Source organism: Schlesneria sp. (assembly GCF_036405755.1).
Taxonomy (GTDB): Bacteria; Planctomycetota; Planctomycetia; order Planctomycetales; family Planctomycetaceae; genus Schlesneria; species Schlesneria sphaerica.
The window spans coordinates 1-11850 of sequence record NZ_DASWWZ010000517.1 but is presented as its reverse complement, the minus strand read 5'-3'; the positions used below and the strand labels follow the sequence as shown (position 1 = coordinate 11850).

The following is an 11850-nucleotide window of genomic DNA, read 5'->3' as shown; positions in this document are numbered from 1 at the left end:
AACTGTTGACTGCTGATCAGACTCAATGCCTCACGCTTAAACTCCGGCGTGTGCTTCCGACGTTCTTTCGACATCCTCTGGACTCCTTGAAGAAAAGCATACTCGCTTTTCCTCGCGCCCACATTTCATGGGCAAGTCCACGGGGGTGTCTCTCATGAGCGAAATTCAAGCTGCCTATTGGCTGAGCCGGAGAAGTTTAGGGATGCGCTATATCGCTCGACTCGTCTGCTGGGCTGCGGTAATCATCGCTGCGGGAGTAGGAAACGCGTTTGGCGATGGAGATGCGATCGAAGCATCGTTGATTGCAGCCAAAGAGAAGTACGAAGCAGAATTCGAGGCTGCCCAGGCGGGCATCTTGGAGATGCTGAATGCCAGGGCGGCATCGGAGCAAGCGGTTGGAGATCTTAAAGCGATTGAGGTGACGCAAGCGGAAATCGTGGCCTTCGAAGAGAGGGCTGAGTTTCCGCCGTCATTGAACTCGAAGGCCAAGAAGGCATTCGACTCACGATGTAGGATTGCGGCGGCGAAGCTTGAGCAGGCGTATGAAGCCGCAATTAAGCAGTACACCAAAGAGGGCAATCTCGCCGTCGCAAAAGCGATCCGCGAAGAGAGAGAGGAGTTCTCGAAGCCCTCAGAATTTCAAAAATTCGAAGGACACTGGTTCGTTCGGTTTAAGAATGTGGTGCACACGTACAAGATAGCAAGAGATGGTGAAGTGAAGTTCGGTGAAAAGACCTACGACCGGACTGGTCAGCTCTACCGCAACAATGGAGATGTGCTGCTGAAGTATGAGGAGGGCAAACTTGAGCGGTTCACGATCGTGCGAGGAAAGTTGATCGTGTTTCATTATCATCCGGAGGGGCTCTATGCCGCCGACAAGCCGCCCAGCGATAGGGGCGAAGGCACTCTGATTAAGTGAGCTCATTGGCTTGGGGCTGTACCCCAAAAGGCCTCAAGCGATCCGATGAAAATGCTGGTCTAACTGACGGTGCTGCAGGCCAATCGGTCGAAGCTCCGGTGAGGTCAGGATTAACGTAGACTGGGGATTCAGTGAAACTGGTTGCAGTATTGCAACTGTCACCGAATTGGGAGGGGCTGGTCGTTCAGTTCGGTTGGGAATGTCCGCATGGCTCTGCGTGATCAAGGCCCGGTAACGTCTGCTCCGATCAGAGAGTCTCACGCAATGAGCGGAGGCGCTGCTTCGTTTAAGGTCCCTGCCGTGGCAGAGTGAAGACAACTGTGAACCGCACCGTCGCGCGATGACAATGGCCTCCTGTTGCATGGCAACCCAGACGTCCAAAGCGACGTCTGGGGCACCCGTGAAGACCTGCATTCCGCCTAGTGACCTGCCGTATCTCTCCGTTTCCACGTAAGCGGAGCTAACGGGGAGTTCGTCATAGGGACTCAGCACTTAGCGCTGGGACGACTTAGACATGCAGTTCGCCCTCGATGGAGTCGTCGAGGGTTTTGCCGATCAGGGAGCCGATGAGCATTTTGACTCCTGCCACCGCCATCCCGTGCTTTGTGTCCCAGTAGTAGCCTTCCGTTGGGGAGACTCGGATGACACGAATTCGGGGATCATTCAGTCCCTCCGTAAACCACGTCTTGAGAATGGGTTCCCAGAGCTGTTTAATTTTTGCTTGATCCGCTGTCACCGTGGCGCGGCCGGTGAGTTGCAGGAAGTCAGAGTGGGTTGATCCCTGAAAGTACAATCGCACGACCGGGTCAGCGATCAGTTCTTCGTAGAGGAAACTGTCGCTCGCACAAAGTAACCAGAGCTGCCCGTCGTCATCGACTTCGCGGATGTTCATCGGGCGAGCCGAGCTGGCGGGGCCATTTTCCAAGGAGGTGCAGAAAAAGCAGTTCTGAGCCAGCTTAACCAGTTCCTGGATCTTACGAACGGCGTCGGGACCGTGCAGATCCTGATGATTCATCTCGGGCTGATTCTGATTGATGGAGTTCATGATCATCGCCTGCTGGGGGAACGAGATTAGGTTGAAGCTTTCTGCTGGCAAACTCCATGCCGCGGCCGGCGAAAAAGGGGGGGCGTCTCCCACTGTTCTTCGTAGGAAGGGCCTGTTGAAAACGTGGGACAGGCACCGTGAGCAAGGCAGATTTCTTATTGATTTCAAGCGGACTTCGGAGCCAGTCCCCCATTTCTCAACAGCCTGTTGACGGAGGAAGACTGTTCACGTCTCCCGTCGGTGAGCCTGCCCGGCCGGGTCCGTCCAAATTTCAGTAACTGGAATGCTCGACCGGCACTGTCCTAAACGATCTCGGGATCATCCGCGCAATGCGCCCGTGCATTGGCCCAGGCCTCTTCGATCGAGTCACCTTGTCCCATGATCTTGGAATCAAGTTCGGCGTGATAGTGGATGCACCATTTGCATTGGCCTGTCGTGGGGTGGCTGACTTCGACCAGATCGGCATTCGGGTGACGGGCTCGAACAAATTCTTCATCAGGAGACATAGCGGACCTGCCTTTCGGGGACGATAGGAAATTGCGAGAGGTGACGATGGCTTTGCTGATTCTCTGTGAGTTGCCGTTCGCCTTTATTCTAAGTTGTGATCCTCGGTGTTTCGATCAATTTGTTTTGTGATGACCTCGACGAGCTGCGGTTTTGTGTCTTCAAGCTGCGGAGCGACTGTCGGGACGGGGGAAGGGGGCTGACACTGGGGACAAAAATACGTCGTCCTGCCGGCATCCCCCTGTCGGATCACCAGGATCGGTGTGCCGCAGGTATAGCAGGGCTTGCCTCCTCGTCCGTACGTGTAATAGCGACCGCCGTCCAGCGTGTAGCGCGTGGTACGGGGGCGACCGTCCAGATTCCGTTCCATCATCTGTGTCGCGATGGAAACGATGCTCAGAAGTTGCTCATCGCTCAGTTGACTGACGGGGGTGAGGGGATGGATCTTCAAGTTAAAGAGGACTTCTGATTTGTAGACATTGCCGATGCCGCTGACGATTGTCTGGTTCAATACGGCCATGCCGATGGCCGCGTTGTTCGCCTGGCGGAAGCGTGAGAGGACTTCCTCATCGGTGGGTTTGCCTGCCAGCAGGTCGGGCCCCAGGCGGTTGAGATAGTCGTGACGACGCAGAGCTGATTCGCTGAGGATTTCCAGCAGCTTGGGTGTGAAGCAAACGACGCACACGGCGGGGCAGTTCAGTGTGATCGCGGCACGGTGTGCCGGCTTCTGCCATAGTTCTCCCGGGCGGTAGATATGCCACGAGCCGGTCATGCCCATGTGCGAGTGGATCGCGCGACAGTCGTCGAGGAACATCAGCAGGTGCTTGCCACGTGCCTGGATCGACTCGACGGTATGTCCGTCGAGCGAGCTGGCCTGCGGGCCGAGCCATGCCGAATCGGCTTTGTTGATCGTCTGACCATTCAGCACGGATTTCAGCCGCGTCGCCGCGCGGTGGATGGTATCTCCTTCCGGCATTGCGAGTACTCCTTACTAGCGGCGTTGGTGCAGGAATCCGCGACTGGTCGAGACGAACCCGGCGGCCTGAAGAGGTTTTGCAATCGCGGCTGACTCTGGAGGCAGCCGATCGATCAGGTTCAGGAAGAGCGGCTTATTGTCGGTTGTCAGACTCCGTAAGAGTTCGATCAAAGCCGTCTGCGCCTTCGTCCGCTGAGGTTCTTCTACAGGGAGGAACGTCAGGAGCTGCTCGCTTGATTTGTTCAAGTAGCCGATCAGCGAACCGTTCCAGAGGATGACACGTGCACCCGCTGTCCGTGCCGGACGTGCCTCATCGGTTCTGTCTGGCCAATGCAGAGCGGCTCCGTACGGATTGGCGGGATCGGTTGCTGCCAGCGCGATGGCCTTCACTTCGTGGCCCGGGTCGTCGGTTGTTGTTTGCTCGCGCAGGCGATCGTCCGCCCCCGGGGCTGCAAACTGGGCCGCTCCTAAACCGGAGACGAAGTAGCCCCGGCGAATCCGCCCGATTTCTTCCATTTCTTTGAAGACGGGGTAGATCCGTGAAAAGCCCCCTTCAATTCCTTCAGACGCGACCATTTCTCGCGTCACCACGCCGTAGCGTTCGATCAACTGCGTGGCCACCGCCGTCTGATGCTCGGTAGGTGACGATGCCTCCCGAACGGCCCCGTTTAAAAGGGACCAGCGTCCTTCCGTTCCGGGTTGGACCGCTATCCGGCGCGACCGGAAGCCTCGTTTGTGGCGTGTCGACTTGTGGACCGTCTGTTTCTGATGTCGTAAAGAGCGGAGAGGAATGAGCGTGTCGTTGGTCACTTCGCCTGTCCAGACCATATGCCAGAGTGCGTCGATGATTTCATTCTTGAAGCCCCCGATCTCGCGGGCGAGTTCGTCGAAGAAGACGGCGTTCCGGCGCGACAGTGAGGCGCGAATTTTCTCTTCGAGGTCTCCCTCGGTCGGGAGGATGGGCGGGGCCAGTCGAGCGAAATGATCGACGAGATAGAACGCGACTCGGCCGTCGTCAGGTCCCAGTGCCCCGGCACCCTGCCACAAAACTTCACCCGACGAACAGAGTTCATCCAGGTCGCTGGGGCGAAAATCGCTGATGCGGGCGGGGAAAATCTGACGTTCCCAGTCGGAGGCAGGAAGTGCCACCCCCTGCAACTGTTCGATGACATCAAGCAGGCTGTCGAGTCCGCGACGGGGCTGAGAAACCCCCTGCCAGTTCACCAGAAAACGAGCGAGTGCCGCTTGTTCGACCGGTTCAACCTGTTCACGCAGTCGTGCCAGTGAGCGACGCTTGAGCTGACGCAGCACCTCGGCATCACACCATTCCCGTTCGCGTCCCCCCGGCAGAAATTCTCCCTCGAGAAGTCGCCCTGTGACGGCCAGTTCCTTCAGCGCCATCGTGGCCGTCGCCGGAGCCAGGCCGAACCGCGCGGCAACCTGTTCCAGCGGGAAGGGGGGGTGTCGGCGGGCGAACCGTCCGATCAGGTCGACGAGAGCATTCTCCACCGGCTGCAAAAAGGCGGCAGGCAAGCCGCGGGGCACCGCGATGCCGACCGCATCACGGTATCGGCCCGCGTCTTCCGCGGCGATGAACCGCGACTCGCCAGCGACCCGGCACTCGAGGATACGCCGCTCGTCAGTCAGTTGTGTGAGCCACTTTTCCAGCGCGTCCACGCCCTGTTCTCGCGGCATCCCGAGCCGGGCGAGCAGTTCGTCGCGACTGAGGTCTCCGAGCGACAGCAGCATTTCATGCAGTCCGTCGGCATCAGAAACCGGATAGGCTCGCTCAAGCAGTTGCAGTTCCAGGGCCAGTTGGCTGATGACGTTCGCATCAAGCAGTTCACGCAGTTCTGCGGTTCCCAGCAGTTCGCGGAGTTGCGCCTGATCCAGTGCCAGCGTCGCGGCACGACGTTCGGCGAGGGGTGCATCGCCGTCATAAAGAAAGTTGCTCACGTAGTTGAACATGAGCGACGAGGCAAACGGAGAGGCGCTGCTGGAGATCACCTGTTTGACGCGAATCGAACGCTTTTCGACTTCCTGAAGAATACTCCGCAGACCTTTGATGTCGAAGACGTCCCTCAGGCATTCGCGGTAGGATTCGAGCAGGATGGGGAACTGCGAATAACGGGACGCGACCGAGAGCAGGTCGGCCGCTTTGCGTCGCTGCAGCCAGAGGGGAGTTCGCTTGCCGGGTTGCCGGCGAGGGAGCAGCAATGCACGAGCGGCGTTCTCACGGAACCGGGCAGCGAAGAGCGCCGTCGAGCCGACCTGTCCGACAATTTCGTCTTCGATTTCGCTTGAGGATGGCAGAAACAGTTCCACGGGAGGTGGCTCGTCTGCCTCGGGGAGACGGAACACAATCCCGTCGTCGGTCCACATCATGTCCACTTCGCCCGTGGTTTCGCTGCGCAGTCGCGCGGCGACGGCCATCGCCCACGGAGCATGCACGCGGCTTCCAAAGGGGGACAGAACGCAGATCCGCCAGTCACCGACTTCATCGACAAAGCATTCGATGATGATCGTTTTATCCGTTGGCAGCTCTTCGGTCGCGGCCGCCTGATCGTGCAGATAGGTCAGCAGGTTCGTGGCGGCGCGTTCGTCGAGGGAATGCTCGGTCGTCAGCGCTTTCTGTGCTTCGTCGCGGTCCATGCGGACGAGTCGACGTGAGAGAGAGCCGATGGCCTTGCCGAACTCCATCGGGCGGCCGGGGCCGTCGCCGCGCCAGAAGGGCATCTTGCCCGCTTCACCGGGGGCGGGGACGACGAGCACCTGATCCTTGGTGATTTCGAGCACACGCCATGAGGACGCCCCCAGCAGGAAAATGTCGCCCGGACGTGTCTCGAAGACCATCTCTTCGTCGAGTTCTCCGACCCGGCTGTTGTGGCCATCAGAACCGGCGAGGAAAACTCCGTACGTCCCGCGATCGGGGATCGTTCCTGCATTCAGGATCGCCAGACGCTGCGTTCCTTTACGGGGGGAGACGATACCACCCAGACGGTCCCAGTTGACGCGGGGTCTCAGTTCCGCAAATTCATGCGAGGGGTATCGGCCCGAAAGAAGGTCGAGTACTCCTTCGAAGCTGGAACGAGGGAGTTGCGCATAAGGGGCCGCGCGTCGCATGGTGTCATAGATGGTCTGCACATCGACGGATTCGAGGGCGACCATGGCGACGATCTGCTGTGCGAGGACATCCAGGGGATTGCGGGGATAGAAGGTCTCTTCGACCTCACCGCGCATCATCCGTTCGGCGGCAGCACTACAGGCTAACAGGTCGCCACGGTACTTGGGGAAAATGACGCCTGTCGAAGGAGTCCCAACCTGATGTCCCGCGCGGCCGATGCGCTGGATACCCGATGCGATGGACGGGGGAGCCTCGATCTGGATCACCAGATCAACGGCACCCATATCGATTCCTAACTCGAGGGACGAGGTTGCGATGATGGCGGGCAGCGTTCCGAGTTTCAGCCGATCTTCGGTCGAAAGTCGGATGTCTTTGGCGATCGAGCCATGATGGGCCAGCGCGATCTCTTCTTCGGCGAGTTCGTTGATCGCGCCGGCAAGCCGTTCTGCCAGACGTCGGCTGTTGACGAAAATCATGGTGCTGCGATGTTGTCGGATCAGTTCGACCAGTCGCGGATGAATGGAAGGCCAGATGGATGTTCTTACGGGGCCGCCCGCTGCGGGGCCCGAGAACTGTTCTTCTTCGACACCCAGCTTCGTCATATCTTCGACGGGGACTTCGATCCGCAGTCGCAGTTGGCGTGTGCGGCCCGCCTCGACAATGCTCACCTTGCGAGGGACGACGTCATCACTTTCCGCCTGGATTTCTGCTCCACCCAGGAACCGCGCCACCTCATCCAGTGGTCGCTGGGTGGCGGAAAGTCCGATTCGCTGCACGGGGGGACGACTGGAATCCTCTCGGCGCCGCAAGTTCTCGAGCCGTTCGAGTGACGTGGCGAGGTGCGCACCTCGTTTGCTGCCGACGAGAGCGTGAATTTCGTCGACGATAATCGTTTCGACCGTGGCGAGAATGTCGCGTGAGCGAGAGGTCAGGAGCAGGTAAAGGGACTCGGGCGTGGTAATCAGAATGTCAGGGGGATGCTTCGCCAGCTTCGTCCGTTCGGCAGTTGGGGTGTCACCGCTGCGGACGCCGACGGTCGGGACGGAGTGGACCACTCCATGCCGCTCGGCCACCGCGCGGACTCCGGCAATGGGTGCCCGGAGGTTTCGCTCGACGTCAACTCCCAGCGCTTTCAAGGGGGAGATATACAGGACGCGTACGCCAGCGGGTGCCCCATCCGGGCGTGTTCCGAACATGATCCGATTAATCGCCACGAGGAACGCGGCAAGCGTCTTTCCCGAACCGGTCGGGGCCAGCAGCAGGGTGTGCTCGCCCTGGTCGATTTCTTTCCAGGCGCGGTTCTGCGCTTCCGTCGGTTCGGGGAAACTCTGCAGAAACCACTCTTTCACGAGCGGGTGAAACGCGGAGAGAGGATCGAGATGTGTGGATCGGCGTGGCATAGCTTTCGAGTCACTGGATTCCTGAGATTTCGATCAAACTCTCCGCAGGCCAGCATTGCCATGGGAGCGACGTGCTACGTCGATCCTGTCTGCTTGCTGACGCTTGCGCAGCGAACGATCGTCGCACAAATCAACCGCCGAAAGGTTTGTAGGTTAACAGGTTAATGGCACGAGCATGACGGTGATCTCGTCGTTCAGTCTTTCAGTTCGATCCAGACGGGAGCATGGTCGCTCGATTTTTCCCATCCGCGGACGTGCCGATCGACTTGAGCGCCGGTCAGTTGCCCCGCAACCTGGGGACTCAACAGGAAATGATCGATTCGGATCCCGGCATCACGTTCGTAGGAATTCCGAAAATAATCCCAGAACGTATACATCCCCTCTGTCGGATGCAGATGTCTCAGCGCATCGGTCCAGCCCTGCTGCAGCAACAGTTGATATAACGCGCGGGACTCGGGGAAAAACAGGGCGTCACGAACCCAGCTCTCCGGCTTCCGCGCGTCCAGCTGTGTCGGAATGACATTATAGTCACCGGCGAGCACGACGGGAATTTTCTGCCGCATCAGCGATTTGGAATACTCGATCAAGCGGTTGAACCATGCCAGTTTGTAGTCGAACTTCGGCCCCGGAGCCGGGTTGCCATTGGGGAGGTAAAGACAGCCGATGAGGATCCCGTTGTACGCTGCTTCGATGTAACGGCTCTGAGAATCGTCAGGGTCTCCGGGAAGACCAGACCGCGTCAATTCCGGGGTGGAGCCGCGAGTCAGGATTGCCACCCCGTTCCATTGTTTCTGACCCAGCCATACGGAGGCATAGCCAGCCTTTTCAAGTGCTGCGGCAGGGAACTTTTCCTGCGGGGCTTTGAGTTCCTGCAGGCAGACGCAGTCGGGCTGCGACTCTTCCAGCCAGCGGAGCAAGACCGGAAGTCGTCCGTTAACCCCATTCACGTTGTAGGTGGCGATCTTCATCGAAACAGTGTGCTCCCGCTACCAGTGTATCCGGATCCAATCGATGGTCGAGAGTGCACGAGCGAGGCTACGCCGGTTCGGGCCGGGGGCGCATCTGGTTGTTTCTCTTTGCAGCCAGGTCTCCGTTTCGAGTCAGCCAGGAGGGGGCAACCGGAGATTCACTTTCGTAACCGTAGGCGGATTGGGTCTGGATGCCTCCCATGGGAGGAAGCAGTCGGTTGGCAACGGACATGGCCTCGGCCGTCAACCGGGGTGCCCAGCGGACCGCGAGAGTTGCGGGATTGAGGAAGTTGCAGATGTCGACTTCTCCATCACCATTCCAGCAGGCGCGGACGATCTGTCGGGCGGCGCTGCGGGAATCCAGTGACAGCCAGGGGATCGAAGCGCCGACGTCGAACCAGGTGTATTCATCGCGGTGGCGGCCTTTGAAGGTGGCGTTCCGCGGACTGCCGGTCCTCATGATGGTGGGGCAGGCCGTGGTCACAAGAATTCCCTCTTGCGCCAGTTCGGTCCGTAGAGCGTGCGACAGTCCGACGAGGGCATGTTTGCTGGTGCTGTAGGGGGCCATGTGGGGAATTGCCTGAATCCCTCCGATGGAAGCAATATTCACAATCCGCCCGAATTTCTGCTTTCGCATGTGGGGCAGTGTGGCGGAAATCGAGCGGTACGGACCCCAGAGATTGATGTTCATCGCTTCCTGAAAGTCGTCGGTGGTCATTGATTCAAGGGGACCGACCTGCATGAGTCCTGCGACATTGAAGAGCAAGTCAATGCGGTTCCACGCCCCTGCGACCTCGGCGATCGCACGCTCGACTTCTGGTGTACTGCGCACATCGCAGACGCAGGTGATGACGGAAGCGTTTATACGACTTAATTCTGTCCGCGCGGCCTCCAGATCGGCTTCGGTCCGAGCGCAGATCGCAACGCGACACCCTTGCTGGACGAGGAGACGGGCGATTTCTAGCCCCAGGCCACGTGAGCCACCCATGACCACGGCGACTTTCTCTCGAAACGGAAACCGTCGCGTTCGCCGGATCAGTTCCTTGCCAAGCAGGTAGCCTCCCATGGCAGTCGCAGCACCGACCAGGCATTTGGCTGGGAGATTCATAACGTGTCCGTTCGTGAGAAGAGAGAGAACTGCCGTCCGTTCCGACAGGAGGTTTGCATTTTCCGTGCCGGGCGATGGCCGCCCATTTTTCACGACGACTCGGCAGGGGGTCCCTTCTCCCCCGCGTCATGAGATCCTCTTCTTGCAGGGAAGGCAGACCGTGCTGACGATGTTCCTCGCGAACCCATGATTTCGAGTTCCGTGTGTGAACGGTCTGCTTCCAGGATGATCGCGTACGGGGCAATGTTTCGGGGAAGTATCCCGGGCGGGGGGGGCGGCCCCTTTGGGAGAGCGGATCACCCCCGCGGGACCGTGACGGTACCAAGACCCTGACAGTCTTGGAATGTCTGACCGGCGGGAGTCGCTTCCGGTTTGAACCCTGAGGATCTCGAAGAGCGAATCAGGAGTGTGATTCTGACGGATTCACCAATCTGGACGAATCTCTGAACAGCCTTGTCCCCTGATCGGCATTCCGCTTCTGCAGAGGCTTCCTCGCCGACAGGAACGAGGGTGCAGACGGGGATGACCACGACCTTCCCACCCAACATGCCCGGTCCGTATCTGAAGGGGGGGAATGACGGTGGATGTCGATTGTGTCAGCGCCCGGCTGGGGACACGATCCGGCAGCGAGAGGATCTCGGATTCTCAACGAGCGAGCGGAGTCGTACTCCATGACCTAGTGGGCCATGTTAGCGGCGTTTTTGTTCGGTTCCCGGTGGCCGTAGAGGCTGTACAGGACCGGCATCATATAGCGGTTGATGACGAGCGTCATTAACATTCCCCCGACGACGACAATCGCCAGCGGCTGTTGTGTCTGAGCGCCGATCTTCGTTGAGAAGGCGGCGGGAAGCAGGCCCAGAATGGCAGTGAGTGCTGTCATCATCATGGGGCGAACACGTTTCTCGGCACCCTGCATGATTGCTTCATTCAGCGGCAGTCCGTGGGAACGTAACTGGTTGAAGTACGAAATCAGCAGCAGGCCGTCCATAATGGCCACGCCGAAGATTGAGATGAAGCCGACGGCGGCTGAGATACTGAAGTTGGTACCCGTGAAGATCAGAGCCCAGAAGCCTCCCATCGACAGGGCGACGACATTCGCGAATACAGCGAGCGTATCCAGCAGTGACCCGAAGGCGAGGTAGATCAGCAGGAAGACCAGGGCCATCGAGATTGGCACGATCACCATCAGTCGTTCTTCGGCCTCACGCATCTGGTCAAACTCGCCGCTCCAGCTCGAAGAGTAGGGGGATTGGAACAAGTCGCTGGTCTTGGTCTGGGCTTCTGCCACAGCGCTGGCGAGGTCACGTCCTCGCACGCTGAATTTCACTGCGATCATCCTCAGTCCCTGCTCTCGATAGATCGTCGATGCACCGGGCTGAACGAATCGTCCATTCGGATCGGGTTGTCCCTGAGAATTCAGTGGCGTGACCAGGTCGCGCAGTCGTCGGCGGGGCATATTGGTTGCGGTATTCACCGACGTGGCCATTGTCGTGCCAATGATGGAAGGCTTCTGGCTGTTACTCCCTGTGGTCGAAAGACTGTTTCGATTCCGAGTGCCGCTTTCCTGGATCACGCGGTTGTTGTAGACATCGACGGGGATATTCAGAATCGCTTCTTCACTGTTTCGCTGCTGTTCGGGATAGCGTAACGCGAGGTCAAAGCGTTTCTCCCCTTCGATCATGGAGGTAAAGGGCATGCCCCCGACGGCCGTGTGAATGACCGAGTTCACGTCTTCGACACTCACTCCCCAGTAGTTGCATTTCTGCGAATCGATCGGCAGTTCAAGGTTGGGTTGGCCCTGAATTC

General features: G+C 58.9%; 8 protein-coding genes. 1 reads left to right on the top strand and 7 read right to left on the bottom strand.

All coding sequences use genetic code 11. The features are described from left to right. The first annotated feature begins 154 nt into the window (after positions 1–154). Positions 155–919: a hypothetical protein gene (locus VGE80_RS17545; protein ID WP_440593570.1), complete on the top strand. Its 765-nt coding sequence runs from the start codon at positions 155–157 to the stop codon at positions 917–919. Between the two features lie 508 nt (positions 920–1427). Here the strand turns inward: VGE80_RS17545 and VGE80_RS17540 are convergent. The 7 genes from VGE80_RS17540 to VGE80_RS17510 form a co-directional block, all read right to left on the bottom strand. Further along, positions 1428–1964, bottom strand: coding sequence for a pyridoxamine 5'-phosphate oxidase family protein (locus VGE80_RS17540; RefSeq protein ID WP_440593569.1), 537 nt, complete (start codon positions 1962–1964; stop codon positions 1428–1430). Positions 1965–2266: 302 nt separating this feature from the next. After that, the gene (locus tag VGE80_RS17535; RefSeq protein ID WP_397569092.1) at positions 2267–2470 is read right to left on the bottom strand and encodes a hypothetical protein; all 204 of its coding nucleotides are present in this window, start codon (positions 2468–2470) and stop codon (positions 2267–2269) included. Positions 2471–2553: 83 nt separating this feature from the next. Beyond that, on the bottom strand, positions 2554–3444 hold the full coding sequence (locus VGE80_RS17530) for an Fpg/Nei family DNA glycosylase (RefSeq protein WP_440593568.1): 891 nt from the start codon (positions 3442–3444) through the stop codon (positions 2554–2556). Between the two features lie 15 nt (positions 3445–3459). Next, positions 3460–7968: an Lhr family helicase gene (locus tag VGE80_RS17525; protein WP_440593567.1), complete on the bottom strand. Its 4509-nt coding sequence runs from the start codon at positions 7966–7968 to the stop codon at positions 3460–3462. Between the two features lie 194 nt (positions 7969–8162). Beyond that, positions 8163–8936: an exodeoxyribonuclease III gene (gene xth, locus VGE80_RS17520; RefSeq protein ID WP_440593566.1), complete on the bottom strand. Its 774-nt coding sequence runs from the start codon at positions 8934–8936 to the stop codon at positions 8163–8165. A gap of 67 nt (positions 8937–9003) precedes the next feature. Beyond that, positions 9004–10044: an SDR family NAD(P)-dependent oxidoreductase gene (locus VGE80_RS17515; protein ID WP_440593565.1), complete on the bottom strand. Its 1041-nt coding sequence runs from the start codon at positions 10042–10044 to the stop codon at positions 9004–9006. 676 nt (positions 10045–10720) lie between these two features. Then, on the bottom strand, positions 10721–11850 hold a 1130-nt coding region (locus VGE80_RS17510; protein ID WP_440593564.1), incomplete at its 5' end, for an efflux RND transporter permease subunit.